This is a genomic window from Paenibacillus sophorae (assembly GCF_018966525.1).
Taxonomy (GTDB): domain Bacteria; phylum Bacillota; class Bacilli; order Paenibacillales; family Paenibacillaceae; genus Paenibacillus_AQ; species Paenibacillus_AQ sophorae.
Window position 1 is genome coordinate 1,179,640 of the sequence record NZ_CP076607.1, and the last position, 25,903, is coordinate 1,205,542.

At 47.2% G+C, this 25,903-nt stretch carries 26 protein-coding genes and 1 pseudogene; 20 read left to right on the forward strand and 7 right to left on the reverse strand.

The genetic code is table 11. The features are described from left to right. Position 1: 1 nt before the first annotated feature. From KP014_RS05625 to KP014_RS05660, 8 genes are all read left to right on the forward strand, one after another. Positions 2-904: an ABC transporter ATP-binding protein gene (locus tag KP014_RS05625; RefSeq protein ID WP_036588817.1), complete on the forward strand. Its 903-nt coding sequence runs from the start codon at positions 2-4 to the stop codon at positions 902-904. Further along, positions 897-2,177 (forward strand): ABC transporter permease, encoded by a 1,281-nt coding sequence (locus tag KP014_RS05630; RefSeq protein WP_036588820.1) that lies wholly within the window; start codon positions 897-899, stop codon positions 2,175-2,177. Before KP014_RS05625 ends, KP014_RS05630 begins: the two co-directional genes overlap by 8 nt. Before the next feature lie 395 nt (positions 2,178-2,572). After that, positions 2,573-2,944, forward strand: coding sequence for an iron chaperone (locus KP014_RS05635; protein WP_036588822.1), 372 nt, complete (start codon positions 2,573-2,575; stop codon positions 2,942-2,944). A 202-nt stretch (positions 2,945-3,146) separates the two neighbouring features. Then, entirely contained in the window at positions 3,147-4,295 is a 1,149-nt protein-coding gene (locus tag KP014_RS05640) for an ROK family transcriptional regulator (protein WP_036588824.1), read from the forward strand. A gap of 296 nt (positions 4,296-4,591) precedes the next feature. Then, positions 4,592-5,635 (forward strand): NAD(P)-dependent alcohol dehydrogenase, encoded by a 1,044-nt coding sequence (locus tag KP014_RS05645; protein ID WP_036588826.1) that lies wholly within the window; start codon positions 4,592-4,594, stop codon positions 5,633-5,635. 229 nt (positions 5,636-5,864) lie between these two features. Further along, the gene (locus tag KP014_RS05650) at positions 5,865-6,776 is read left to right on the forward strand and encodes an MFS transporter (RefSeq protein ID WP_036588834.1); all 912 of its coding nucleotides are present in this window, start codon (positions 5,865-5,867) and stop codon (positions 6,774-6,776) included. 149 nt (positions 6,777-6,925) lie between these two features. Next, the gene (locus KP014_RS05655; protein ID WP_036587643.1) at positions 6,926-8,278 is read left to right on the forward strand and encodes an IS4 family transposase; all 1,353 of its coding nucleotides are present in this window, start codon (positions 6,926-6,928) and stop codon (positions 8,276-8,278) included. An 11-nt stretch (positions 8,279-8,289) separates the two neighbouring features. After that, entirely contained in the window at positions 8,290-8,604 is a 315-nt protein-coding gene (locus KP014_RS05660; RefSeq protein WP_216700459.1) for an MFS transporter, read from the forward strand. A gap of 77 nt (positions 8,605-8,681) precedes the next feature. On the opposite strand, the gene KP014_RS28640 is transcribed toward KP014_RS05660, so the two are convergent. The 3 genes and pseudogenes from KP014_RS28640 to KP014_RS05670 all read right to left on the reverse strand — a co-directional run. Next, positions 8,682-9,338 (reverse strand): IS200/IS605 family accessory protein TnpB-related protein, encoded by a 657-nt coding sequence (locus tag KP014_RS28640; protein WP_246590644.1) that lies wholly within the window; start codon positions 9,336-9,338, stop codon positions 8,682-8,684. A 23-nt stretch (positions 9,339-9,361) separates the two neighbouring features. Further along, positions 9,362-9,994 (reverse strand): hypothetical protein, encoded by a 633-nt coding sequence (locus tag KP014_RS28645; protein WP_246590645.1) that lies wholly within the window; start codon positions 9,992-9,994, stop codon positions 9,362-9,364. A gap of 422 nt (positions 9,995-10,416) precedes the next feature. Then, positions 10,417-11,150 (reverse strand): annotated as a pseudogene (locus KP014_RS05670) (IS5 family transposase); the annotation flags it as partial. Between the two features lie 262 nt (positions 11,151-11,412). Here KP014_RS05670 and KP014_RS05675 point away from each other — a divergent pair. From KP014_RS05675 to KP014_RS05700, 6 genes are all read left to right on the forward strand, one after another. Then, positions 11,413-11,889, forward strand: coding sequence for a PTS sugar transporter subunit IIB (locus KP014_RS05675; protein WP_036598177.1), 477 nt, complete (start codon positions 11,413-11,415; stop codon positions 11,887-11,889). Positions 11,890-11,911: 22 nt separating this feature from the next. Continuing rightward, positions 11,912-12,715 (forward strand): PTS mannose/fructose/sorbose/N-acetylgalactosamine transporter subunit IIC, encoded by an 804-nt coding sequence (locus tag KP014_RS05680; protein WP_036598176.1) that lies wholly within the window; start codon positions 11,912-11,914, stop codon positions 12,713-12,715. After that, complete coding sequence (locus KP014_RS05685) at positions 12,708-13,526, forward strand: PTS system mannose/fructose/sorbose family transporter subunit IID (protein ID WP_036598175.1); 819 nt, start codon at positions 12,708-12,710, stop codon at positions 13,524-13,526. Before KP014_RS05680 ends, KP014_RS05685 begins: the two co-directional genes overlap by 8 nt. 31 nt (positions 13,527-13,557) lie before the next feature. Then, complete coding sequence (locus tag KP014_RS05690; protein ID WP_036598173.1) at positions 13,558-13,980, forward strand: PTS sugar transporter subunit IIA; 423 nt, start codon at positions 13,558-13,560, stop codon at positions 13,978-13,980. A gap of 1 nt (position 13,981) precedes the next feature. Then, the gene (locus KP014_RS05695; protein ID WP_036598181.1) at positions 13,982-15,667 is read left to right on the forward strand and encodes an alpha-glucosidase; all 1,686 of its coding nucleotides are present in this window, start codon (positions 13,982-13,984) and stop codon (positions 15,665-15,667) included. A gap of 114 nt (positions 15,668-15,781) precedes the next feature. After that, entirely contained in the window at positions 15,782-16,537 is a 756-nt protein-coding gene (locus KP014_RS05700; protein ID WP_036598171.1) for a MurR/RpiR family transcriptional regulator, read from the forward strand. A gap of 336 nt (positions 16,538-16,873) precedes the next feature. On the opposite strand, the gene KP014_RS05705 is transcribed toward KP014_RS05700, so the two are convergent. After that, complete coding sequence (locus KP014_RS05705; protein WP_036598170.1) at positions 16,874-17,773, reverse strand: AraC family transcriptional regulator; 900 nt, start codon at positions 17,771-17,773, stop codon at positions 16,874-16,876. Between the two features lie 184 nt (positions 17,774-17,957). Here KP014_RS05705 and KP014_RS05710 point away from each other — a divergent pair, with 184 nt between their 5' ends. Beyond that, positions 17,958-18,695, forward strand: a complete 738-nt coding sequence (locus KP014_RS05710) for an SDR family oxidoreductase (RefSeq protein ID WP_036598168.1) — start codon at positions 17,958-17,960, stop codon at positions 18,693-18,695. A 170-nt stretch (positions 18,696-18,865) separates the two neighbouring features. Here KP014_RS05710 and KP014_RS05715 read toward each other — a convergent pair whose 3' ends face one another. Further along, complete coding sequence (locus KP014_RS05715) at positions 18,866-19,906, reverse strand: NAD(P)-dependent alcohol dehydrogenase (protein WP_036598166.1); 1,041 nt, start codon at positions 19,904-19,906, stop codon at positions 18,866-18,868. Positions 19,907-20,038: 132 nt separating this feature from the next. Further along, positions 20,039-20,584: a TetR/AcrR family transcriptional regulator gene (locus KP014_RS05720; RefSeq protein ID WP_036598165.1), complete on the reverse strand. Its 546-nt coding sequence runs from the start codon at positions 20,582-20,584 to the stop codon at positions 20,039-20,041. A gap of 183 nt (positions 20,585-20,767) precedes the next feature. Here KP014_RS05720 and KP014_RS05725 point away from each other — a divergent pair, with 183 nt between their 5' ends. From KP014_RS05725 to KP014_RS05745, 5 genes are all read left to right on the forward strand, one after another. Further along, positions 20,768-21,097: a carboxymuconolactone decarboxylase family protein gene (locus KP014_RS05725; protein ID WP_036598164.1), complete on the forward strand. Its 330-nt coding sequence runs from the start codon at positions 20,768-20,770 to the stop codon at positions 21,095-21,097. A 29-nt stretch (positions 21,098-21,126) separates the two neighbouring features. Next, positions 21,127-21,969, forward strand: coding sequence for an SDR family NAD(P)-dependent oxidoreductase (locus KP014_RS05730; protein WP_036598163.1), 843 nt, complete (start codon positions 21,127-21,129; stop codon positions 21,967-21,969). Positions 21,970-22,179: 210 nt separating this feature from the next. After that, positions 22,180-22,608, forward strand: coding sequence for a GNAT family N-acetyltransferase (locus tag KP014_RS05735; protein ID WP_216700460.1), 429 nt, complete (start codon positions 22,180-22,182; stop codon positions 22,606-22,608). A 12-nt stretch (positions 22,609-22,620) separates the two neighbouring features. Further along, positions 22,621-23,604, forward strand: a complete 984-nt coding sequence (locus KP014_RS05740) for an aldo/keto reductase (RefSeq protein WP_036598160.1) — start codon at positions 22,621-22,623, stop codon at positions 23,602-23,604. Between the two features lie 22 nt (positions 23,605-23,626). After that, positions 23,627-24,799, forward strand: coding sequence for an MFS transporter (locus tag KP014_RS05745; RefSeq protein ID WP_036598159.1), 1,173 nt, complete (start codon positions 23,627-23,629; stop codon positions 24,797-24,799). A gap of 117 nt (positions 24,800-24,916) precedes the next feature. On the opposite strand, the gene KP014_RS05750 is transcribed toward KP014_RS05745, so the two are convergent. Next, positions 24,917-25,834, reverse strand: a complete 918-nt coding sequence (locus tag KP014_RS05750) for an AraC family transcriptional regulator (protein WP_036598157.1) — start codon at positions 25,832-25,834, stop codon at positions 24,917-24,919. Between the last annotated feature and the right edge of the window lie 69 nt (positions 25,835-25,903).

Genomic DNA, 25,903 nt, shown 5'->3' on the forward strand with positions numbered 1-25,903 from the left:
AATGGAAGCACTAAAGCTGGAGAGTGTTGTGAAGCAGTACGGAGACAAAACGGCGGTGAATGGAATTACTCTTGGCGTGGAGCCGGGGGAGATCTACGGTTTGCTGGGGGCCAACGGCGCGGGCAAGACGACGACGATGCGCATGGTGCTTGGCCTGATTTATCCTGACGGAGGGAATATCCGGTATAACGGCAAGCCGTTCAGCAGCGAGCTTCAGTCCATCATGGGCTATCTCCCCGAAGAGCGGGGGCTGTATCCAAAGGTAAAGGTCAGCGACCAGATTATCTACCTTGCGCGTCTGCGCGGCATGTCCGCAAGCGATGCCGACAAGAGCCTGCGTTACTGGCTGGACCGCTTCGAGGTGCCGGATTACTATAACAAAAAAATCGAGGAGCTGTCCAAAGGCAATCAGCAAAAAATGGGTTTCATCGCCGCCGTTGTACATAAGCCGCAAATTCTGATTCTCGACGAAGCCTTCAGCGGCCTTGATCCGGTCAACGTCGAGCTCCTTAAAGATACGGTCAGGGAGCTACGCGATCAGGGAACGAGCATCTTGTTCTCCACGCACCGGATGGAGCATGTCGAGGAGCTGTGCCGCCACATTACAATTCTGGACCGCTCCAATACGGTTGTGCAGGGCGACCTGCGCGAGATTAAGCGGGGCTATCCGCGCGAAGAGGTGCTGCTGCGGACGCCGGGCGAGGTGACCGGGCTTGACGCGATACAAGGTGTGACCGCCGTGGAGCGTCAGGAGCGGGGCTATCTCGTCCGCATCGCCGAGATCGGCGCCGCCCAGCGCATTCTGCGAATGGCGCTGGAGCAGGGCGAGGTGGAGCATTTTGAAATCAAGGAACCGACGTTAAACCAAATCTTTATCAGAGTGGTGGGTGAATCTCATGAATAAGATGGGAACGATTATCGGATTTACGTTCAAGAACAAGGTGAGAACGAAATCCTTTCTGGTAACAACGCTGATTCTGGTTTTGCTGCTCAGCATTGGAATGAATATCCCTTATTTTATCAAAGTGTTCAAGGGTGAAGATGGAGGCGGCAGTGCTCAAAGCCCGGGTGTTCACATTGCGGTCATTGCGGAGAACGGCAGCCGCGCGGCGCAGCTTCTGCAGACTTACGCGCAGCAGTCGGGAACGGGAGCGACGGTCGTTCCGTATGCTTCGGAGGATGACGCCGGCCTGAAGCAGGCTTTGTCGGGCGGCAAGGTGGATGGATATCTTACCTTAACGGAGCAGGAAGGTACGGGGCTCGGTTCGGTCGTCTACCATTCCAAGAACGACGGTTCAGAGGAGCAGAGCTTCCTCCGGTCCGCTCTCCAGCAGGTTAATGCGCAGCTGATCGCGGGCGACCGGCTGACGCCGCAGCAGATCGCGGCGATGAATGCACCGGTGCAGCTCGGCACCGAGAAGATCAGCGCCGACGGGGAATCGGCACAGGATAAATCCCATCCGTTAATCAACTATATTATTGTCTACGTCCTGCTTATTCTGTTCTTTATGTCGATTATGATGACAGGCAATATGATCGCGGCGGAGGTCACTTCGGAGAAGAGCTCGCGCATTATGGAGATCCTAATTACCAGCGCCTCGCCGCTGGCGCAAATGTTCGGCAAGGTGATCGGCATCTTCCTGGTGGGTCTGCTTCAAATCGCTGTTATCGCAGCCGCCATCGCCGCAAATCTGATGCTGCCGCATAATTCGGGCGTTCTGCAGGATTTCAATCTGGATCTGGGGCAACTCAGCATCAGTCTGCTGCTGTATGGATTCGTCCTGTACATTCTCGGATACTTCCTGTTTGCCTTGATGTACGCCGCAGTCGGCTCCATCGTCAGCCGGACCGAGGACCTCGGGCAGGCGGCTACGCCGATTATGATGCTCGGCTTCGTGAACTTTTACCTGCCGACGTTCAGCATCGGAACTCCCAATTCCCTGCTGGTCAAGGTCGCCAGCTATGTGCCGTTCACGTCGCCCCTCAGCATGCTTCTCCGTATCGGCGTCGGCGATGTCGCTGTCTGGGAAGTTGTGCTGTCGCTGGTCATTCTGCTCGTCACGATCTTCGGCATGGGCTGGCTGGCCGCGAAGATTTACCGCACCGGCGTCCTGATGTACGGCAAGCGCCCAAGCATCAAGGAGCTGCGTAAAGCGATGAAGGCTTATAAGATCTAAGCGGGAAGTTTAGGTTTTGTGGGTAATAGTTACAAATGAGACTGAGTTCAGCTTTTATATATACAAGTGAGACTAATATTACACACCAGTTAGGTCAAATCCGTGATCTAACTGGTTTTTTCGTTTTTGATCATGTGTTTATGCCGGTAAAGATCAGGACAATTAGGACGAGGTCTATACACCAATAAGGAAATCCAGTAGCAACTAAAATTCGGAAATTTTAAAGCCACTAATTTGCGTTTTAAGCCATTTTGACTATCTAGGTTGTAAAATATATAGTTGGAAATAAGTTTTGTTTAAGAACGTGTGTGAGTGATTCTGTGAGGAGTTTTAACGACGAATGGGTTTGAGGAACTTCTCTGAACGACATAATTTTTATTTTAGGAGGGAACAACATGGAAGTTTTTGCAGAATATTTAGCGCATATTGATAACCCGCAACATCGGGCCCGAACGGAAGAGGTTTTGGCTTGGGTAACTAAGAAATTTCCAAATTTAATGCCAAAAATTGCGTGGAATCAGCCTATGTTTACCGATCACGGCACATTTATTATTGGCTTTAGCGTAGCCAAACATCATTTGGCTGTTGCCCCTGAAAGGGCAGGGATTAATCAATTTTCTGATTTAATTGTGCAGGCTGGCTACGATCACACCAAGCAGTTGGTACGCATCAAGTGGGATAGTCCGGTTGATTTCTCATTACTTGAGAAAATGATCGAGTTTAATATTTTGGATAAGGCAGACTGTTCAACTTTTTGGCGAGAATAAAAAAATAGGATAGCCCTTAGAGGCTCATATTTGCGTTACGTTTTTTTCTTCAAGCACTGATTTCGGTTTTGAGCCTGTTTTTACTAGGTTTAAACTTCAGATAAAGAGCAATGCTTAACGTATGTTGGATAAACCACAGCAAACTCATTGAAAAAACTCTAAGAATCAATTATCATACATACATTAATAAAACACTTTAAATATGTATGAAAAATGGAGTGAAAATAACATAGAAAAAACAAATAACATGGAAGTGAAAAAGATAAACCGAAATCGTATTTTTCGGCTTATCTATAAGAATGAGAAGCTTTCCCAGCAGGAAATCGCCTCTCGCCTCGGCATGAGTCTGCCAACCGTTGGACAGAATTTGAAGATATTGCAGAATGAGGGCCTTATTACAGAGGACGGAGTCTTTGAATCCACGGGCGGAAGAAAAGCGAGAGCCATCTCCTTTATCAAAGACGCTAAACTTGCCATGGGACTGGACATTACAAAAAATCACCTCAGTCTTGTGCTGGTTGATTTGAGTGGAGAAATTCTAAAGAGTACACGTGTGTCTAAGGTCTTTGAAAATACGCCAGACTATTTAAAAGAAATCGGGGTATTGGTCAACAGATTTATTGATGATTCTTATATAGACAAATCTAAAGTTTTAGGAGTCGGTATAGCTGTACCCGGGATTTTATCCGATGATAAACAAATGGTGGTAGATTCCCATGCGCTCGGCTTGGTAGATAGCAACGGTCCTGATTTTACCAAAAATATTTCTTATCCATGTTTTCTAAGCAACGATGCCAATGCGGCTGGTTTTGCAGAACTGTGGAATACGGAAACAGTAAAAAATGCAGTCTATCTTTCACTTAGTAACAGCGTGGGCGGATCTATCCTTTTGGATAACCAACTTTATTCCGGCGATAACCAACGCAGCAGCGAGTTTGGACATATGACGATTGAACTGAACGGAAGGACTTGTTATTGTGGAAAGCGGGGATGTTTGGATGCCTATTGTTCCGCTTTCGTTTTATCAAACAGTGCAGACGGAAGCCTGCCCGAATTTTTTAATCTGCTGAAAAAGGGTGGAAAAAAGCAAGAAGAAATTTGGAAGGAATATCTAAGTTATCTTGCCGTTGCGATTAACAATTTAAGGATGCTGTTTGACTGCAACGTAATTTTGGGTGGTTATGTCGGAGGCTATATGGAAGAATATTTGGATGAGTTGAGAATCCTTGCTGCGGAACGCAATACTTTTGAGCCCGACGGCAGTTATTTAAAGGTGTGCCGCTATAAAAAAGAAGCAGCGGCCGTAGGTGCGGCTCTGTTGCATATTGAGCGATTTTTAAGCCAAGTTTAAGATGAATTGAACAAGGATGATCAAAAAGGAATCGACCTCCGGTCGGTTCTTTTTTTAAACAGTCATGGAGTGAAATTAACACAGGGAATTGGAAAATTTTATTGACAACTCAATAAAAGAAGAATACGATGTTTTTAAGTTACTTTTATAAAAGTAAATAAATAAAGAGTGGAGGAAGTGGATAATTCATGCAGAGTAATGTTGAAAACGCAAACAAATGATGCTAGCCGGTGGTGTGATTCAAAAAGTATCCCTGTCTGCAAACAAAACAAGCAATTGAAAGGAGACTATGAATAATGGAAGGTAAAATGAAAGTAGCTGTTATGACCGGTATTGACAAGATGGGGTTTGTTGAGAGAGAGATACCCAAAGTTGCGGACAATGAGGTGCTGGTAAAGCTTGAGTATGTGGGCATATGCGGTTCTGATTTGCACTATTATGAAACCGGCCGAATCGGAGATTACATTGTAGAGCCCCCGTTTGTACTCGGTCATGAACCCGGCGGGATAGTGGTGGAAATCGGGAAAAATGTAACAAATTTAAAAGTAGGCGATAAAGTTGCGCTTGAGCCGGGAAAAACTTGCGGGCATTGCGAATTTTGTAAGACCGGTAAGTACAATCTTTGTCCTGATGTCGTATTTTTTGCTACTCCTCCGGTTGACGGCGTTTTTCAGGAGTATGTTGCACATGAGGCAGATCTTTGCTTCAAGCTGCCGGACAATGTCAGCACCCTGGAGGGCGCACTGATTGAACCGCTAGCCGTTGGTTTTCATGCGGCAAATCAGGGCGGCGCACATGCCGGTCAGTCCGCTGTGATTACGGGTGCAGGCTGTATCGGTTTAGTGACAATGCTCGCTTTAAAGGCAATGGGGCTTACTGAAATCTATGTAGTGGACATTATGCAAAACCGATTGGAGAAAGCCAGAGAACTGGGAGCTACGGCAGTCATTAACGGCAAAGAAAAAGATGTTGTGAAAGAAGTTCTGGAGTTGACCCGCGGTGCGGGCTGCGATCTTGTATTTGAAACAGCCGGTACGGAAATTACGACCCAGCAGGCCGTATCTATGACCAAGAGAGGTGCAACCATCGTATTGGTGGGCTATAGCAAAAGCGGCGTAGTCAATGTACCTCTCAGTCTCGCAATGGATAAGGAACTTACTTTTAAGACCGTATTTCGATACAGACATATCTATCCAACGGCGATTAAGGCAGTCGCTAGCGGTAAGGTTAACCTGAAAGGCATTGTTACAAACGTCTTCGACTTTAATGACATTCAGAACGCTATGGATTCCAGCAGCAGAAAGAAAGCGGAAATTGTGAAAGCGGTTATTAAAATGTAAAAAGCCAATAATTTAGAAGTTTCATCGAATTACTAAACAGCCTCCTCGAGTGGGTTAAAGATAAAGCGATTTTATATGGAGAAGCGGGCTTGATAACTGGTTAGCATCGTGAAGTTCTTGTTTTTCCCGGCTTTCACGAGTAATCATGTCCGTAGGTGCTAAATGTGAAATCGCTTTATTATCCTTATCGGATTCGATGATAATACATGCAAAATAGAGAGGTGAATCAATGTTTGGAATTCCAAAAAGTTTCTATTGGGGATATATTGCAATTGCTTTATTTATGATTGGTGACGGGGTGGAACAAGCCTACTTATCAAAATATATAGTTAATTTAGGGTTCTCTAATAGCCAGGCTTCATTAGTTTTTATGGTTTATGGCATAGCCGTTTCTCTTGCGTCTTGGTTATCTGCTGTTTTACCTGAAATTTGGGGACCAAGAAGGACTATGGTAATTGGTGCTGTTTGGTGGATAGTATTTCATATAGGTTTTCTCACTTTTGGATTGTCGAATGAAAATTATGTATTGATGTGTATTTTGTATGGTATAAGAGGCGTTGGTTATCCACTTTTCTTATATGGTTTTCTTGTTTGGCTGACTTATGTAACAGAAAAAACAAGACTTGCATCTGCAATAGGAATGTTTTGGAGCATGTACTCTGTAGGAATTGGTTTGATCGGAACGTATCTTCCTAACTTAACGATACCTCACATTGGTTTCATTGGGACGTTATGGATTTCAATTATTTGGATAACAACAGCCGGTGTGCTTTCAACTTTATTAATTAGAGAAAGAGGAAAAACTGTTCCAAAAAGTAAAGCCACCAAGGAAACATCTTCCAATGCAATAAGAAACATAAGCGGGGTGTATAAAAATCCCAATATAATAAAAATATTTATTGTTAGAATTATTAATCAGATCTCAATGTTTGGTTTGCCGGTGATATTACCTGTGTTATTCATAGATAAAATTCATTTTACTTCTTCTCAGTGGTTACAAATTTGGGGAGCAATGAATATCGCTTTAATTGTTGGCGGAACCTTTTGGGGGTTTGTTGCAAACCGGATCGGATGGAAACGGCAAGTTATGTGGTTTGGTTGCATTGGCACCGGTTTAGCTACTTTATTCTATTATTATTAACTCAACTTTCGCACCTAAAAAATCAGCATAAACCCTTGAGGCAGTAAGAAGAATCCAATAAATTTGTCCGTATTGACAAAAAACACCTTGCTTGTTTGGTATCATGGAAGTGTCGAGCAACCATGCCAACAAGAAAGGTGCGTAACTCTATGTTACAACAACATTCCCTGTCTGAACAGTCTCGCTTTTCCAAACTTTTCGCTACTCTTCAAATCGGGAAATCCTTACGAAATGCGGGGATTTCCAAGTCATTTGGCCTTTCCAGTCTCGCGGTCTTTCAAATCGTCTTCTCTTTGGTATTTGAGGGAAAGAACTGGTTCCGGTTGCTAGAAAGCCAGCGGGGCACGTATCTTCCTGGAAAAGATGTCGTCTATCGATTCCTGAATCATCCTTCCTTTGCGTGGAGGAAATTTCTGCATACGCTAAGCTTTAGAATCGTGTCGCATTTTGAGTCACTCATTTCATCTTCTCGTGTGCGAGTATTCATCATCGACGATTCCGTGCTGAGCCGAAATCGGAGTAAAAAAGCCGAATTATTAGCTCGGGTATTTGACCATACGACAGGTAAGTTCACCAAAGGCTACACCCTGCTGACGCTAGGCTGGTCAGATGGCTTTAGCTTTGCTCCGCTTGACTTTGTCATGCTTTCTTCGGCCAAGCTTGCAAATCGAATCTGCGAAATGACTTCAAAAATCTCAAAACGCAGCATGGGGTACAAGCGTCGAATGGAGTCTTTCTCTCGAAAACCGGATGCCGTAGTCTCGTTGTTGGAAAGGGCGTTAGCTGCAGGTTTTACCGCTGATTACGTACTCATGGATAGCTGGTTTACTCAAGCCCCACTTCTTCGCCAATTAACGGACAAAGGCCTTTCCGTCATTGGGATGGTGAAGGAGATGAAACAGCGATATCTTGTTCAAGGACAGCGAATGACGCTACGTGAAGTCTTTCAAAGCCTTCCGAAGTCGAGTTCCAAAGACATTAAAGGTTCCATGAGCATACACACGACCTGCGGTCTGCCCGTGAAGCTCGTTTTTGTGCGCAACCGCAACAAACGGCGGGAATGGCTTGCGATTTTAAGTACAGACGTCTCCCTGGATTCCGCCGAAATCGTGCGAATTTACGGGATGCGTTGGAATATAGAGACCTTTTTCAAAGTAACCAAAAGCTATTTAAAACTCGGAACGGAGTTTCAAGGCCGTTCGTTTGACCAACTGATTAGCCATACTACCATTGTATTCAGCCGTTATTTGGCAATGGAATACGAACGTCGTCAAGCCAGTGATGATCGAACACTCGGTGGACTCTTTTTTCTCTTTGCGGACGAGGTCCGCGATCTGAACTTCCAGACTGCGCTCCAGCAACTCATGATTTTATTTCTCGAAATGGCTCAAGCGAAGACCAAGAAGAACCAAACGTCGGTTTTTTGTCAACTGCAGGATTGGATCTCTAGTTTACCCAGCTATATCAAGGGTTTGTTTAAAGATTTGAGCTGCGAAAGTTGAGTTATTTACCTATGAGTAGCGGAAATATTTTTTGGATTGCCGTTTTAGCAGCTGTACTATTTGGAATCGCAGAGTCGGCTTTTGTACCCATATTTGCAATTTTCACTGCTCTAGAACCTAATCATATTGGCCCTATTTTGTCTGCTCACAATCTTGCTGCGGGGTTAAGCAATTTAATTGCACCTGCTATTGCGACGATTATTTTACCATTTTTTCACGAAGAAGGAGTCATATGGGCTTTTGCTATTTGTTACTTTGCAGGAGCATTCATCATGCATTTTGTAAAGGTAGATCAACCTGTGGCGAATAAAGAAAAAGCGAAGTGAACTCTCCCCCACTTAGCTTACGCATGAAGTTGGGGCTTCTGTTGGCATCGATACAGGGTTGCACACGCTTGCGAGCTTCATGATTGAAGGCTCAGCGCCTGTTGCACCCGAATGAGGGAAGCCAACGTCCAATACGTTCGTTTTGCCAATGAAGGGTCTTTTGCCTCCAAGGACAACCACATCTTTTCAGATGTGGCTTTGTGTATACTGCGTAACACGTACCGTGCGCCGATGTTATACGAGGCATTAAGGTCCGCGTGATACGTTTTGCCTGTTGTGAATACAGCAATATCACGCTTCGTGTTTCGTTGTACCCATCCACTGCCATCAAAAGCAAGCGCACTTGTATTTGCAGGATTGACCATGGAAACCCGCATCCCTATGAAATGAGCCATTTCGGTCACTTTCGTTTGGATGCGCCGTTTGGCCCAAAACTGGAGTTTGGCTCGAAACCGCTTGGCTCCCCACGTTCCTTTAGGGAGACGCATCTTGCCTAAATACTCCATGACAATGACCTCTGCGCTGTGCTTTTGGGCATAGGCGAGGATTTGATGCGCGGTATCGTGGACGATATGCGTCTGTAAGCCGTTCATCCGCCGCCAGAAATTCGGTTTTGCGCCTCTACCGGATTGACGCTGGGCTTGTTTCCGTTTGCCTATGATTTGGCGCATCCGATCTTTTTCTTTGGCTTGGTTGATAAAGATCCTCGCCAAGACAGTGCCGTTAGCGTCCATCACGGAACAGACTGCGGAATTCGTTAACCCCAAATCAACGGCACATCCCCTTCATAGGCGATATGAAGGGCATAGCGTTTTCCTTTTCGGACCAATGTGGGACTGCATTCTTTCATGCTCCATACGTTACGTTTGAATAGGTCTTGCCCTTTAAAGGTAATAGGGAGCCATACCCAATCACCTTGATGAAATACCTTGATTTTGGCTGCCCGATCGGAGGTTCGAACGAACATATTGCCTTTGTACAAGCAAGGGAACGCCTGATGCTGAGCTTGTAATTTCGGCGGTTTCTTCGAAAAGCGTTTCCCTTCTTGCTGGGCGTGTTGTTGCTCAGCTTGCCAAAGCTGAAAACGGGAATGATGACTTTTTACAATGCCAAACGCTTCTGCAATGGCACTTCTGCGGAAGTACGAAGGAAACTTATAAAAGCGTTGATCGAATGCGGCGTAGAACGGATTCGGATTGTGCCTGGTACGGTGAGTCAGCCGTTCTACCGCCGTCACCACCGCTTGGGTGGATAACGATTCCAAGGCAATAAACTGCTCTTGAATGACCGTAATCAAGAACAATAACGCCTCTTGATACACATGGAGAGTCGCATCCAGCATGTGGTGGTGAGACGTAATCGTATGCTTGAGTGTTTTGACCACCTTCATGAGATACGCCTCCATCGCAAGTTTGATGGATCTAGTATAACACAAGAACGTATGTTTGGTGAAGCGGGCGTGTCTAACCCCCACCTTCGCTGTTGGGTTAGAGGTGGGGGACTGCGACACTAAATCTGTTCAAAGGTTGAAACAAATTTGACATGAAGAAAGCGCTTTAGTATAACTAGTACAGCCTAGCTAAATAATTCCAATGATTAATATATCTGTATAAATGTGTGAGAGTAAGTAAGGAACAAGGGTTCATATTTTGAAAGAAACAAACGTGAGTAATAATTGCGACTTTTTACAATACATGATTGAGACAGTTCGTGCCCCTTGATTCGTCAGAAATACTGATGGATCAGGGGGTTTTTCTATTTAATTTTGGCATGTTTTTTCTTATACATATAATCTAGGGCCTGTACGCAAACCTATTTGAGCCACAAGCGAATCGAAAGCAAAGTCAAAAAAGCCATGAACATATCTGCTGTTTTTTCATAGCGGGTGGCCAGGCGTCGATAGTTTTTCACTTTGTTGAAAAAGCATTCGATTAAGTGTCGCTCTTTATATGTTTCACGGTCTAACGCGCGTTTCACCCGCCGATTGCGTTTGCTTGGGATAACAGGAGTGATTGCTCGGCTTTGCAGAAGCTCCAGGATGGCATTTGTATCGTAAGCGCGATCTGCTAAAACTTCGCCCGGGCAGAACTCCAGCTCATGAAGAAGGCGATAGCCGGTGACGGAATCGTGGTCTTGCCCTGGCGTCAACTCAAAACGCAGAGGATAGCCCAGCGCATCCACGATCGTATGAATTTTGGTGGTTAATCCTCCGCGTGAACGTCCGATGGCTTGCTTTTCTTGCCCCCTTTTGCACCCGCTCCATGTTGATGGACGCGGACGATGGTGGCGTCCATCATGATTTGATCCCAATCCGGCTCTATGGCAACGTGTTTCAGAATCTCATCCCATCTATTCGCTTTTTGCAACCGCCAGAAGAAACTGTAGGCGGAAGACCATGGGCCGTAATGACTGGGTAAATCTCGCCATGGCGCTCCGGTTCGAGCCACCCAAAGTACCGCGTTCAGCATTTGCCGCCGATCTTTAGGCGGTCGTCCTCCTTGTTTCTTTCGGGCCGGGGGCAATAGGGGCTCTAGTACATTCCATTCCTCATCTGTTAACTCATATCTTCGTCTCATGTTCCTTATTTTACTTAACTTCTACGCGTTGTACAGTTTGCGTACAGGCCCTAATTTAATCTCTGCGCTGCCCGTGTGGAGGACTGTGGGAATTTTCCCTTAAGCCTGATACTTTTCCCGGTTTAATAAGCGCTTTCCTAACTTCCTCCAAACGTATTGTTAGCGTTTTCTTATGGTGATATTCTCTGTTCATAGCCATAAAGAAAACACTTTCAAAAAGGAGATTAGAGACATGGGTATAGTACTGGCGCGAATTGATCAACGTTTGATTCATGGAATTGTGGTGACTCAATGGGCAGGACATACAAGAGCCAAACGGCTGATGGTAGTGGATGATGTCGCGAGTAAAGATGAAGTCCAAAAAACAGCTATGCGTATGAGTAAGCCTGCCGGAACCGGGATGTCGATCATTGATACGGATACGGCCATTACCAACTTCAATGCCGGAAAATATGACGACCATAATGTTTTATTGGTTGTTCGAGAACCTGAAACGCTGCTGAAGCTTGCTGAGGGCGGCGTTCAAATTCCGAAAGTAAACGTCGGGATCATTTTTGACGGTGAAGGGAAAACAACGGTCAAGAAGATGGTTTCGGTCAATGAAAAAGAAGTAGCCGATCTCAAAGCATTAAAAGAAAAAGGAATTCCGGTCACCTTTCACTTTGTGCCGGGAGATGCGGAAGAACCACTGGAAACCTATATTAAATAACAAAGCAGGAAGAGGATAAAAAATGGAGATTATACAAGCGATACTCATTGTTGCATTAGCCTTCTGGATGGTTCTTGACCAACAAGGCTTTGTTATTACTACCTGGTTCCCGTCCATTATCGGAATGATTGCCGGGCTTATCATGGGCGATGTCCCTACGGCCATGGTCATAGCCGGGACCTTCCAATTAATGGCCCTGGGTGTAGCCAATATAGGCGGGTCCTCGGTGCCCAATTACGGTCTTGCGACACTTGTCGGGATTTACGTAGCCCTCCGCACAACCAGTGATATTGAACATGCGAAAGCCATTGCCTTGGCGGTCGGCGTACCTGTCGGAATGCTTGGCATTCAATTGGATGTGCTGGGCAAGATACTCAATTCCTATGTTTCTCATGCGGCTCAAAAAGCTTTAAACGAAGGGAAATTCGGGAAGATGAACCGTATTTTCTGGATTGGCCCCCTTATTTTTGGTTTAACCACAGCGGTTCCAACCTTACTTTGTGTGATATTCGGAGATAAAATCGTAAGGTTGCTGCTCGATGTCGTACCGAAATGGTTCACAGACGGATTATCCATAGCCGGATCTATGCTGCCGGTAGTCGGGATTGCATTATTGCTTCAGTATATGCCAGTGAAGAAATACTTGACGATGCTCTTGATTGGCTTTGTGATTTCCGCGTATCTGGGCTTGCCGATCCTGGGAATTGCCATTTTAGGCTTCGCCTTTGCCTATTATTACTTCACCCAAAAAATAAACAGTACACCCGCAGCGGCTGCGGCGGGGAGTGGCAATACCTCAGTTGAAGGAGACGAATTCGATGAGTAACGCAGAATCGGCAACAAATCAGGTAACGAAAAGAGACATTCGGTCAGCCGCCATCCGGTATATGTTCATGGCTTGTAACACCTTTAATTACGAGAACCAGCAGGCTCCGGCGGTTGTGTTTGGACTGAACAAGGTTTTACGCAAAATCCATAAAAAAGATGAGGACTATAAAGCATCTTTAAATAATCATTTTAACTACTTTAATACCACCACCTGGATGGCCAATCTTCTCTTGGGGGCCTCAGTGGCGATGGAACAGAAGGATGGAATCCAATCGAAGGAAGCGGTTCAAGCTTTTAAAACAGGGATGATGGGGCCGCTTGCCGGTGTTGGAGATACGCTTATTTGGGTACTGTACCCGACCATCATGGGGTCAATTGCCGGATATATGGGGTTACAGGGAAATCCGACAGGTGCGATTATTTGGTTGCTGCTCAACATCGTCTTCTTCTTTTTCCGGATTAAATTGTTCGACGTGGGCCACACCTCCGGCTTGAAATTAATCACTGCCCTGGGCGACAGATTAAATGTCTTTACTGAAGCCGCCTCCATCATGGGGTTAACCGTAGTTGGCGCATTAATTCCAGCCGTTGTAAAAATGAATGTCCAGCTTAAGTATCAAGCAGGGGAAGTCACACTGCCCATTCAAACTGAGATATTGGACAAGATTATGCCGGCGTTGCTGCCTGCGGTATTGACCATTGTCGTCTATAAGCTGATCGGATCGAAGAAGATTGGCCTCACAAGCATCATATTTTTGATTATTGCTTTAGCGTTAGCCTGTTCATACTTTGGAATTTTGGGCGTTTAATCGATAAAGAAAGAGGAAGGAAAAGAAACAAATGCGAAAAATTATCATTGCAAGCCACGATAAAATGGCAGAAGGCGTAAAAGATACTTTGAATTATATCACTAAAGGTATCGGTAATGTTCATGCCCTCTCAGCATACCTGACGAACACCCCTGTTAAGGAAGAAATCAAAGAATTGTTGGAGGATGTAGGGGAAGATGATGAAGTAGTGGTGTTCACGGACCTGCTCGGGGGATCGGTGAATCAGGCATTTGCAGCGTATTTAAGCCGTCCGCATTTTCATATTATCGCGGGAATCAATCTGCCGGTTATCATTGCGGTACTGGTACAGCCTGAGGATGAATATTTAACAGCGGATCAAATTCTTTTTGCCGTGAATGAAGCCAGGCAGCAGTTAGTGTATGTGAATGACTTTGTCGCCAATATGCCAAAAGATGATGAAGAAGATGAATAATATGGCGAACGAAAAAGATTGGTGGAAGAAAAGTGTCGTTTATCAGGTTTATCCGCAAAGCTTTAAAGATACAACCGGGAGCGGCATAGGCGATTTAAACGGAATCATTGAAAAGCTCCCGTATTTAGCGGATTTGGGCATCAGCGTGATCTGGTTGAATCCGATTTATCAATCACCGCTGGTGGATAACGGGTATGACATATCCGATTATTACAACATCAATCCCGAATACGGAACGATGGATGATTTTAAACGACTCCTGGATCAAGCGCATCGCTTGGATATCAAGATTATTATGGACCTGGTAGTTAATCATACAAGCGATCAGCATGAATGGTTTAAGAAGTCATGCGAATCGCGTGACAATGAGTTTTCAGACTTTTATATTTGGAAAGATCCGAAAGAGGATGGAAGCGCGCCTACGAATTGGGGCTCGACTTTTGGCGGTCCGGCCTGGGAGTATGCCAAAAGCCGCGGACAATATTATCTGCACCTGTTTGCTAAAGAACAGCCGGATTTGAACTGGGAGAATCCCAAAGTTCGTGAAGCGATTTATGATATGATGAAATTCTGGTTCGAGACGGGAATTGACGGTTTCCGGATGGATGTGATCAGCTTGATCAGTAAACGTCAGGATTGGCCGGATGCACCGGATGACGCGATCTATACCAAATCGTATTATATCGGCGCCTCTAATGGACCGCGCGTTCACGAATTTCTCCGTGAAATGAATCAAGAGGTACTGAGCAAATATAATATTATGACCGTGGGAGAGACAGCAAATACCAATAGTGACCAAGCGATTTTATACACAGACCCAGATCGGGAAGAATTAAATATGGTCTTCCATTTCGATCACATGCACCTGGACTACGGACCGTACGGAAAGTTCTCAGACATCCGTTTTAAGCTAAGCGATTTACGGGACGTTATGACAGAGTGGCAGGACAAACTGGAAGGCAGGGGATGGAACTCCCTTTATTGGAGCAATCATGATCAGCCGCGTGCAGTTACCCGCTTTGGGAATGACGAGGAGTATCGTGTAGAATCCGCAAAAATGTTAGGAACACTCCTTCATATGATGAAGGGCACGCCTTATATTTACCAAGGAGAAGAGCTGGGAATGCGCAATGTCCGCTTTGCTTCTTTTGATCAGTATAAGGACATTGAAACCTATGGTGTGAAGAAAGAATTTGAGGACAAAGGACTTCCGGAGGCGTACATGAAAGAGTCCATTTTCTTGAAATCCCGTGATAATGCGCGCACACCGATGCCGTGGAATAGAAGAGAACCGTATGGATTTACAAGCGGAACACCGTGGATTGATTTCAGCCCGGATAATGATTGGATCAATGTGGAGGATTGTTTGGCCGATCAAGATTCTGTGTATTACCATTACAAAGAATTAATTCGCCTTCGGAAGGAGTTGCCAGTTGTGGTTGATGGAATCTATGAGCTGATCAATCCGGGCGATTCCGCTGTCTACGGGTATACGCGTACTCTGGATCAGCAGAAGCTAGTCGTCATCTGCTCCTTCTCCGAGAGCAAAGTCAATTATAAATTGCCTGAGGAGCTGAAGCACTCATCCGGCAGACTGTTACTATCCAATTATCCGGATACCCGGAAAGAGCTGGGCAATCTGGAGCTTCGCCCGTATGAAGCGGTAATTTATTATACTGAAGCATAAAGAACTGACAATAGGATTAGACTAGTAGAGAATCTCCTCTTACTAGTCTTTTTTTGCAGTATACTATTTGAATAAATGATTACTTAGTAATATTACATAACGAGGAGCAGCTATATGGATTTTGACTTACGTGTAAAGATAAATTATGGCGATTTGACCGATTCTGAAAAAGAAATGGTAAAATTCATAACCAATCGTCCCCAAGATGTCCTTAACATGAATATTGTCGAATTAGGCGAGGCATTGCTTAGTTCAAAAAGCTCGGTGCTTCGCTTGGCCAAAAAGCTGGGATATCATGGATTTTCAGAATTAAAGTATGCTCTCAGGTCGGGCATGGCCCTATCCTCACTAGAGCCAAGTGATCTGACTCAACTATTAAAACAGGATTTAGACCGGATTTTTCGATATGTGGAACAAACGAATTTCCAGCCTTTCCTGGTGAAGCTGAAAAATGCGCGCATGGTCTTTTTATACGCCACCGGTTTTTCACAGAATAATTTCACAAAAGAATTTTCCAAGGATTTAATGATTGCGAATCGTCAAAATATATTGATTTCAGGCGAGACTAACTTGGCGATTAACAGCTCGATTATAACGGAAGATGATTTGGTTATATTTACTTCGTTCAGCGGCGAAACCGAAATGATAAAAGATGTCGTCCGGGAGTTAAAAATAAAAAATGTAACGATTGCAGCCATTACGAAATTCGGAAGTAATTTTTTGACCGAGCATGCCGACTATGCCTTCTTTTTTGAAGCAACCCCATTGCCAAGTTATCAAAGGCAAGTCGTTTATTCGTTGATTGGGTTAGAAGTGATACTGGATGTCATTGCACGAAAATATCGTGAATTTATTCTCTTTGATGAATAATAAGAGCGAAAGATCCTGTATCGTAATGTCATCAAAATTTTTTTGAAGTTGGGCTTCCAAAACACGTCAATGGACAGTGAAAATTTTCATTAATCTATTGTGCCACGAGAGGGCATGGGTGGCTACCTGGCAGGATTCATTCAGCAGCAGAGGGGATTGGGTAAAAAGACGAAGCTGGAGTTGACCGAGGAAGAACAGGAGGAACTCGCCTACGCACTCGGACTATATGGAGAACAGGGCCTTGACGATCAATCGTCAAGGCCCTGTTTTTTGTCTATGCCAAACTTTCTCTTGCTGCCATTCATGGAATTCAGCCAAGCACAGTGGAGCTCGCGATCAACCGCGAAGCTCCTGAACATCCAGCATCGGTGGTCGACCGTACATACGGGCATATTCTCGGCTGAACTGGGACGGGCTCTCGTAGCCTACGCGGAAGGCCGCATCGGAAGCTTGTACGGTCTCCGTCAACATTAAGCGCCGGGCTTCTTGCAAACGCACCATTTTCTGGTATTGCAACGGGCTCATCGCCGTGACGCGCTTGAAATGTTTATGAAACGCCGACGTGCTCATGTTTACGGACTTTGCAAGCTGCTCGATCACGAGCGGACGGTCGTATTGCCGGTTAATCAACTGGATCGCTTGAGCGATGTTGTGCGCATGGCTGCCAATGATCGCGAATTGATGGATGCGCGCGCCTTGTTCGCCTTGAAGCACTCGATACAGAATTTCGCGGATGACGAGCGGCGCCAGAATCGGAACGTCCTCAGGCTCGTTTAGCAACTGCATGAGCCGCACGATGGCTTCGAGTAATGCGGGAGACGTTCGGTTCACGGTTATGCCGCGACAGGCTTCCACGGGAACGATAACGGGACGATTCGTCTCTTTCACGATGTCCAGGATGACGTCGGGGTCAAAGCTCAGTTTCAAACTTAAATACGGGATCTCGGGCGAAGCCTCGATGATTTTGCCGATGATCGGCAATTCAACGGAAGTGGCCAGGTAAGTCGAAGGATCGTATCGGTAGGTTTCGTCGGCCAGTGTAGCCGTTTTCGCCCCTTGCGCCACGACGCAAATGGATGGCTTATATACAGATTCCAGCGGTTCTGACAACTGTGTGGTATGCATTAACGCCAAAGAAGGCACGGACGTCTGATGCGTGCCGTTCGACGGAGCATGGCGACGTATCAAGAGCGCCAATTGTTGCAAGGCTTGCTCCATTCGCAGTGATTCGTCCATGTTTGCGAGTTCCTTTCCAGAGAGGGTATGGTTTACTTTTATAATAGCGAGTCAGAAGAGAATTAGGCAAGGATTGAACAGATATGTTCTAACGGGTTCAAACAAACATTCAATATAATGAATTTACAAGGTCGAACACGCACAAAACCGATCGGCCAAAATCAAGATAAAGGAGAGAATGGAAATGAGTTTGAATGGAAAAGTCGCGATCATCACTGGGGCGTCGCGGGGCATCGGACGGCAAGTAGCCATCCAATTAGCGCAATCCGGCGCGAAAGTGGTTGTCAATTATTCTTCGAATCAGGAGAAAGCGGACGAGGTCGTAAAGACGATTGAACAATCCGGTGGTGAAGCGGCGGCAATCCGCGCCGATGTGAGCAAGGTGAATGAAGTCGAAGCGTTATTCTCGGAGACTATTGAGCGATTTGGACGCTTGGACATTCTGATCAATAATGCCGGCGTCATGGAATGTAAGGCTATCGCGGATGTGACGGAGGAGATGTTTGACCGGAATTTCGCGATCAACGTGAAAGGGACTTATTTCGCTTGCCAACAAGCAATGAAGCATATGGCAAAAGGCGGGACGATCGTCAACTTCTCGACCTCCGTGTCGGGCGCGATGCTCCCAACGTACAGCGTCTACGCTGCAACGAAAGGTGCGGTCGAGCAGTTGACCCGTCAGTTGGCAAAGGAATTCGGCCCCAAGGACATCGTCATCAATTGCATAGCGCCCGGGCAAGTATCGACCGAGTTATTTTTGAACGGCAAATCAGAGGAGTTGATTGATTCGTACCGCCGAATGAATGCGTTTGGACGGCTTGGCGAACCGGAGGACATCGCGAATGCGATCGAGTTGCTCGTCAGCGACAAAGCCCGTTGGATAACAGGTCAGACGATTCGCGTAAACGGCGGGTTCAATTGAATTTTGTAGAAAGTACTGAGGCGGTCTACCGGCCTCTAATTCGGAACTGTTATTAGCATAGTTTCCCATATAGACGAAAGAAACAACAAAATTTATCCATCTATTTCAAAAAGATGGGGCGATCCCTAAGTCATCTACGACGACTTTGGGGACAGCCCCATCTTTATGAATTACAACGTAGACACGTCAATAACGAATCGATAACGCACATCGCTGCGGAGGACACGCTGATACGCTTCGTCTACCTGGTCCGCGCGAATCACCTCGATTTTGGGGGCAATGCCGTGCTCCGCGGAGAAATCGAGCATCTCTTGCGTTTCCCGGATTCCGCCAACGAGTGAGCCTGCGATACTGCGGCGGCCCATGATCAAGGAAAATACCTGGTACTTATCCGGCTCGGCCGGCGCACCGACATTGACAAGCGTTCCATCGATGCGAAGCAGCGATAAATACGCATCAACGTCAAGATTTGCAGACACGGTATTTAAGATGAGGTCGAATTGACTGGCCAATGTTTTAAATGTGGCGGGATCGCTCGTTGCAAAGTAATGATCGGCGCCAAAGCTCAGGGCTTCCTCTTTTTTACCGATAGACCGGCTCAGGACGGTGACTTCAGCACCCATGGCATGCGCATATTGGATCGCAAGGTGGCCAAGACCCCCCACTCCCACAATGGCAACTTTTTTGCCTGGGCCAGCGTTCCAATGTTTCAAAGGAGAGTATGTCGTGATGCCTGCACACAGCAGCGGGCTTGCCACATTCAGCTCCAGACTGTCCGGAATACGGACAACGAATCCTTCCGTTACCACTATTTTTTGGCTGTATCCGCCGTATGTCGGATTGCCGTCATAGTCCAGGGAGTTATAGGTGGCGACAAAGCCTTTCGTACAATATTGCTCCTCGCCGCTAAGGCAGTATTCGCATTCTCCGCAGGAGTCAACAAAGCAGCCAACGCCCACGCGATCGCCAACCGCAAATTTGGTAACTTCTGTTCCTACGGCCGACACAATTCCGGCGATTTCGTGACCGGGAACCATGGGGAAAATTCCGCCGCCCCATTCATCGAATGCGCTGTGGATGTCGGAGTGGCAAATCCCGCTGAATTGAATATCGATCAGGACGTCGTGCGGGCGTAATGCTCTCCGCTCAATCGTGGTTTTTTCGAATGGCGCTTTGGCGCTGGAGACACTTAGAACTCGAGTTTGGCACATATTTGTTCTCTACTCCTTTTCTCTTGAAGATATAAAACATTGATACTTTAATGTACACTCGTTTAGTATTATAAACGTATCCATACGGGACGCAATTGTTAAAACCGCCGGTTTTGTTCATTAATGAACAGATCATACATTTCTTTCTAATAAAGCCCCCAGTTGTCTGGCCAAGACATCATGCGGAAAAGGCTTATCATTCATGAACCACCATTCCACCACCCCGACGTAAGCCGACGCAACGAACCTGACGATGAGCTCTTCATTTAACCCCTCGTTTTTTCCTCCGTTTATGTCCACTTCTTTGCGGAACTCTTCGATCAGAAAATCAAGGAACCGGTTGCGGAAATAAGGAGCCCCTTTGCTCGCCAGCATCAGCGAAAAGAATGAATAATGGCTTTCGAAGTATTCGCAGAAGATTAACGTTGCCTCGATAAAATCCAATTGACATGCCGATTCGCACAGCTTCCGCAGCTCGTCAATATGTTCTTCAATGAGCTTATCCAGCAGATCGAATTTATCCATGTAATGAAGATAGATGGTTCCGCGGCTCACGTTCGCCCTGTCGGAAAGATCCTGTATCGTAATGTCATCAAAATTCTTTTCCGACATCAATTCAATAACAGCTTTCTTTAACGCTTCCTGCGTCTTGAGTATCCTTCGGTCCACTTTGGACATTGGAGGGTCACCATGCTTTCTATATAAAAATAAACAATTTGTAAGCATCTGTTCATTATTTGACAAATCGCACTTATTTAACAATTGAAGATGTTCTGTATCCATTTATAATTATGGACGAACGTTCATTAATGTATCAATAACTATTATTACTCAAAAACTAATGAGAAGAAGGGATAGCAAATGTCAAATGAAAAAGAACTTACAGGCGCACAAAAAGCGATCGGAGATTTTGCCCCGAAACTCGTGGAGCTTACCGACGATGTTCTATTTGGCGATGTATGGGAACGCAAGGAGCTGGCTCCGCGCGACCGCAGCCTGATTACCGTAGCCAGTCTGATCGCTGGCGGGAACACGGAACAACTGGGATTTCATTTGAACAAAGCCAAAGAAAACGGTCTGGCGGAAGAAGAGCTCAAAGAAGTCATTATCCATCTTGCTTTTTACGCGGGATGGCCGAAGGCCATGTCTGCCATTATGGTTGCCAAAGAAGTGTTCTTGAAAGGGAAATAAGGGACACCCCCATACAGGAGGAGAGAAATATGTCCGACAAAAAAGTTTGGTTTATCACCGGAGCCGGACGCGGCATGGGCGTGGACATCGCCAAGGCTGCCCTGGCTGCCGGCCACCAGGTCGTCGCTACCGGACGCAGCACTGACGCGGTGGCTAAGGCCATCGGCGGGGATGAGAACCTGCTGGTCGTGAAGCTGGACGTTACCGATCCAACCGACGCCGAGACCGCAGTCAGGACGGCGGTTGACCGGTTCGGAACGATCGACGTCCTCGTCAACAACGCCGCCAACTGTTATCTTGGTTACTTCGAGGAGCTGAGCCCGAAGCAGATCGAGCGTCAGCTCGCCACCAACCTCATTGGCCCAATGAATGTCACCTGGGCCGTGCTGCCCGTGATGCGTAAGGCTCGCTCCGGCCACATCATCTCCATCTCCTCGACCGCTGGCCTTGTCGGCTATGAGTTCTGTGCCGCCTACGCCACCTCGAAGTTCGGTCTTGAGGGCTGGATGGAGTCGCTTCACTTCGATGTTGCTCCTTTCGGGATTAAAACGACCATTGTCGAACCCGGATTCTTCCGCACCGAGCTCCTTAAGCCGGAGTCATCGACCTACGCTGAACTATCCATCGAGGACTATGCCGAGCGCAATGCTCAAACCCGGGCTTGGTGGGAGGAGCAGAACGGCAAGCAGGGCGGCGATCCCGCCAAGCTCGCAAATGGGCTGATTACCATCGCGAGCCAGGAGGAGCCGCCGCTGCGCTGGATCGCCGGTGCCGATGCGATCGCCGAAGCCGAGCGAAAGGTCGCCGAGCTCCAGCAGCAGATCAACGCCTACCGTGATCTGTCGGCTTCCCTTGCGTACGAGGACGCGTAGCCGCGCGGCTGGTATCTATTCGGAACCGTGCGCCATCTGGTTTCCCATCAATGAGATGATTATTCGTCCCACGCAGCAAGCAGATAATTTAAAGTACAGCGTTTCGCTTACTGCCGTCGGTTCTGCCCCAATGTTGATTTTGGGGCAGTTCTTTTATTCGAAAAGAGTTGGGGTTATTGATGATAAGAAGAGCTGTTCCCGGTGATGTCAATGCATCATGGTCAAATCGTTGGAACAATCAGTTTGGAGCTTGATGTAAATATCCGCGAGCTGCTGTATAACCATCCGGTTGCCCATATCGTGGAGCGTCGATCAAACGGACGTCCGGTAGCGTATATTCCGATACTTGCGGTGGATGAATCTTTTCGCGGACAAGGAATCGGATTTTCTTTGGTCAAGGAAGCTCTTCAAACCGTATCTCGTCCAGTCCTGTCGATCGGTTGGGTCAAGCCCGATACCGGATGGATGGCAAAAGCGATTTTTGATCGGCTCGGGTTTGAAAGAATCGCTATCATCGATGAGTTTTGGTACGCGGATAGCGTCATTAAGCAGTATGGATGTCCTTATTGCGGTAAAACCTGGTGTAAATGCACGGCGGATATTGTGCTGCTGGATGCGGCAAGAAGTATCGATCATTAAGGAGGATTTTAGATGAAATACCGCACAGTAGGGAAAACGGGGATTCAGGTCTCTAATCTATGCTTCGGTACGATGTCTTTTGGCGGAAACGCGGATGAAGAAACGTCCAAAGCCATGTTCAAGCGCTGCCGTGAAGCCGGGATTAACTTTTTTGATACGGCTAATGTTTATAGTGGAGGGCGGTCCGAAGAAATCCTGGGAGAGTGTATTGCGGAATGCCGGGACGAGATTGTACTGAGCACGAAAGTGTTCTATCCGATGGGAAAAGACATCAATGCCGGGGGACTCTCCCGCCGTCATATCATGCTCGAAGTTGAAAATAGCCTGCGGCGCTTGAAGACGGATCGCATCGATTTTTACTTTGTGCATATGTTCGATGAGAAGACACCGATGGAAGAAACGCTTCGTGCACTCGATGACCTTCAGGCGCAAGGCAAAATTCTGTATCCGGCGGTAAGCAACTGGGGGGCTTGGCAGATTGCCAAGGCACTAGGAATTTCCGCAAAAGAGCAGCTTGCCCGTTTTGAATTGATCCAGCCGATGTATAACCTGGTGAAACGTCAGGCCGAGGTCGAAATTTTGCCGCTCGCGGCTTCCGAACAACTTGGAGTGATTTCCTACAGTCCTCTCGGAGCCGGACTTCTTACAGGCAAATATGGAGTAGACAAACGGCCGGAGCAAGGACGTCTGGTTGAAGAAAAAAGATATACCGATCGCTACGCGGATGAGATGAATTTTGCCGTAGCCGACCGTTTTAATACCTATGCCGCAAAGCGTGGCGTGAAGCCTTCGACGCTAGCCGTCGCCTGGGCGATGTCGCATCCTGCGGTAACAGCACCGATTATCGGGGCAAGAAACCTGGAGCAGCTTGAGGATTCGCTCGCCGCGGCCGATGTGGACATGACTCCGGAGTGGCGCGATGAAATCTCTTCGCTTTCGGTTACTCCCGCACCCGCGACGGACCGCGGAGAAACGCTGCTGCCGATATGGACATAACTCCAATAGTGGAAAACAAAACATGAACAACACCTGGAAAATTTATTTGCTGGCCTTTATTACCTTCATGACCGCTACATCGGAGTTCATCATTGCAGGCATCTTGGACAAAGTAGCGGCCTCCGCCCATATTTCGGTATCGTCGGCAGGGCAGCTGATCACGGTATTCGCGATTGCCAATGCAATCGGCACGCCTGTTGTAATGATGGCGATGGCTAGAATGGATCGGCGCAAGCTATTGATGCTTTCTCTGGTCGTCATTGCGCTCGGCAGCGTTTTGACTGTCGTCCTTCCCGGCTTCGGGTTTCTCATCTTCTCTCGCGTTCTGCTTGCTATAGGAAGTGGAGTTTTTGCCACCATCGCCAAGACGCTCGCGTCAAGGCTGGCTTCGCCTGAACGCCGGGCCGGGGCGATTGCCACCGTAATAACGGGGGCCAGTGCAGCCCTCATTGCCGGCGTCCCCATTGGCCGTGTTGTGGCCGCAGCTTACGATTGGAGGGTAATCTTCTGGGGGATCGGTATTCTCAGCCTGCTGGCCATCTTCACTGTGGCGCGAATGATTCCGGCTACAATTGGCGAGGAAGCCGTCCCTCTGGGCAAGCAGCTCGCTCTTTTGAAGAATCCGAAAATCGTAATCGGCCTTGGTGTAATATTCTTCTGGCAATTAGGATATGCCGTGCTTTTTTCATATATCGCCCCCTTCCTGTTAACTGTTTCACGGATGAGCGAACGGGAAGTGAGCATTGCTCTCTTTGCCTTCGGTATCGCTACGTTAGTAGGTTCCAAGTTCGGCGGATTCCTGACGGACCGGATCGGTATCCCCCGAACACTTGTGGGCGGCATGGTTGTCCATGTCATCGCTCTTGTGTTACTGTCCACGATTGCCGGATCGACCTTCGTCACCATTCCGCTCTTGATGCTGTGGGCTTTCTCGGCCTGGTCATCCGGCCCAGGTATGCAGTATAACCTGGTCTTGCTCGCTCCGGAAGCCTCAGGAATCATGCTCAGCCTGTACGGCTCTATTTTGCAGCTCAGCATAGCCGCGGCCGCCGGTATCGGGGGAATTGCCGTGAGAAACGCATCGATGCTGGCGGTCAGCTGGACCGGGGCTGCATCCGTCGCGGTTGCTGTCTGTATTGCGGCGGCCTCATTTAGCCTTGCCCGTTCGTCCCACAATAGTATAGCGATGAAGTGACAGGGAAATCTTCCCGTTTGCTACTGCCGATTACTGCCCCAAATGAATCATTTCATTAGGGGCAGTTTTTTTATTTTAACATGCTGTAGAGGACGTTCCCCTCGCTTGGCAGAAGGATCACGCGTCCAGCCGATGGTCATATTTTTCCTTCAGACGCTTGATGTCCGCTCTGGGAGGAGCGCCGAACATACGGGAATATTCCCGGCTGAATTGGGATGCGCTCTCGTAGCCTACCCGGAATGCAACATCGGCGGCGTCCGCCGACTCGGATAACAGAAGGCGCCGGGCTTCCTGCAAGCGGAGTTGTTTTTGAAACTGAATCGGGCTCATCGCGGTGACCTCTTTGAAGTGCCGGTGAAACGTAGAAATACTCATATTGGCTGTTTCGGCAAGCTCTTCAATGCGCAAAGGCTTATCACAGTTTTGGATAATTTGTTCGATCGCGTCCCTTATTCGGTAGGTGCTGCTTCCCTCCATGGCGATTTGCGCCAGCGCAGCTCCATACTGACCTTGCAGAAGCCTGTATAGAATTTCTTTCGTGTAAATTGGAGCAAGGAATGGAATGTCTTTCGGATTGTCCAGCAGACGGGTTAACCGGAGTATCGCATCCAGTATAGAACTCTCTATCTTGCCGACAAACAATGCCCGCTTGGCATTTTCTTTCGGGGCGATTTGAATGTCGGAGTCATTGATAACCTCCAAAATTTGACTCTGCGTAAATTCAAGCTTGAAGCTCAAATACGGAGCGCCCGGAGCAGCATTGATGACCTGGCCGATCACCGGCAGGTTCATGGATGAAATCAGGTAGTCGGCCGGACCATACTCAAACCGTTCCTGCGCCAGCATTACCTCTTTTAAACCTTGAGCGATGAAGCAAAGGGAAGGGTTGTACACTCTGTAGGCAGGTTCGGTCACATTAGAGCAGCGGATCAAAAATAAAGAGGGAATCGCGGTCTCGTGAACTCCGTCCCGGCCCGAATGACGCTCGATAAGTTTGGCGAGTTCATCCTTCTGGTTACGTATTTCCTCAGACATAGGCTCCTCCTTTTTGGTTGTTCTTTTTATCAATTATAAAGCATCTGCGTCATTGTAGATAGTGGGAAT

Bases quoted from the DNA above. Each gene is read 5' to 3' on its own strand.
- KP014_RS05725 (WP_036598164.1), top strand. From the start codon at position 20,768: ATGTCAAATGAAAAAGAACTTACAGGCGCACAAAAAGCGATCGGAGAT.
- KP014_RS05745 (WP_036598159.1), top strand. From the start codon at position 23,627: ATGAACAACACCTGGAAAATTTATTTGCTGGCCTTTATTACCTTCATG.
- KP014_RS05635 (WP_036588822.1), top strand. From the start codon at position 2,573: ATGGAAGTTTTTGCAGAATATTTAGCGCATATTGATAACCCGCAACAT.
- KP014_RS05690 (WP_036598173.1), top strand. From the start codon at position 13,558: ATGCGAAAAATTATCATTGCAAGCCACGATAAAATGGCAGAAGGCGTA.
- KP014_RS05710 (WP_036598168.1), top strand. From the start codon at position 17,958: ATGAGTTTGAATGGAAAAGTCGCGATCATCACTGGGGCGTCGCGGGGC.
- KP014_RS05700 (WP_036598171.1), top strand. From the start codon at position 15,782: ATGGATTTTGACTTACGTGTAAAGATAAATTATGGCGATTTGACCGAT.
- KP014_RS05650 (WP_036588834.1), top strand. From the start codon at position 5,865: ATGTTTGGAATTCCAAAAAGTTTCTATTGGGGATATATTGCAATTGCT.
- KP014_RS05715 (WP_036598166.1), bottom strand. From the start codon at position 19,906: ATGTGCCAAACTCGAGTTCTAAGTGTCTCCAGCGCCAAAGCGCCATTC.
- KP014_RS05695 (WP_036598181.1), top strand. From the start codon at position 13,982: ATGGCGAACGAAAAAGATTGGTGGAAGAAAAGTGTCGTTTATCAGGTT.
- KP014_RS05655 (WP_036587643.1), top strand. From the start codon at position 6,926: ATGTTACAACAACATTCCCTGTCTGAACAGTCTCGCTTTTCCAAACTT.
- KP014_RS05675 (WP_036598177.1), top strand. From the start codon at position 11,413: ATGGGTATAGTACTGGCGCGAATTGATCAACGTTTGATTCATGGAATT.
- KP014_RS05660 (WP_216700459.1), top strand. From the start codon at position 8,290: ATGAGTAGCGGAAATATTTTTTGGATTGCCGTTTTAGCAGCTGTACTA.
- KP014_RS05705 (WP_036598170.1), bottom strand. From the start codon at position 17,773: ATGGACGAATCACTGCGAATGGAGCAAGCCTTGCAACAATTGGCGCTC.
- KP014_RS05720 (WP_036598165.1), bottom strand. From the start codon at position 20,584: ATGTCCAAAGTGGACCGAAGGATACTCAAGACGCAGGAAGCGTTAAAG.
- KP014_RS05645 (WP_036588826.1), top strand. From the start codon at position 4,592: ATGGAAGGTAAAATGAAAGTAGCTGTTATGACCGGTATTGACAAGATG.
- KP014_RS05640 (WP_036588824.1), top strand. From the start codon at position 3,147: ATGTATGAAAAATGGAGTGAAAATAACATAGAAAAAACAAATAACATG.
- KP014_RS05685 (WP_036598175.1), top strand. From the start codon at position 12,708: ATGAGTAACGCAGAATCGGCAACAAATCAGGTAACGAAAAGAGACATT.
- KP014_RS05750 (WP_036598157.1), bottom strand. From the start codon at position 25,834: ATGTCTGAGGAAATACGTAACCAGAAGGATGAACTCGCCAAACTTATC.
- KP014_RS05735 (WP_216700460.1), top strand. From the start codon at position 22,180: ATGCATCATGGTCAAATCGTTGGAACAATCAGTTTGGAGCTTGATGTA.
- KP014_RS28645 (WP_246590645.1), bottom strand. From the start codon at position 9,994: ATGAAGGTGGTCAAAACACTCAAGCATACGATTACGTCTCACCACCAC.
- KP014_RS05740 (WP_036598160.1), top strand. From the start codon at position 22,621: ATGAAATACCGCACAGTAGGGAAAACGGGGATTCAGGTCTCTAATCTA.
- KP014_RS05630 (WP_036588820.1), top strand. From the start codon at position 897: ATGAATAAGATGGGAACGATTATCGGATTTACGTTCAAGAACAAGGTG.
- KP014_RS28640 (WP_246590644.1), bottom strand. From the start codon at position 9,338: ATGGACGCTAACGGCACTGTCTTGGCGAGGATCTTTATCAACCAAGCC.
- KP014_RS05625 (WP_036588817.1), top strand. From the start codon at position 2: ATGGAAGCACTAAAGCTGGAGAGTGTTGTGAAGCAGTACGGAGACAAA.
- KP014_RS05730 (WP_036598163.1), top strand. From the start codon at position 21,127: ATGTCCGACAAAAAAGTTTGGTTTATCACCGGAGCCGGACGCGGCATG.
- KP014_RS05680 (WP_036598176.1), top strand. From the start codon at position 11,912: ATGGAGATTATACAAGCGATACTCATTGTTGCATTAGCCTTCTGGATG.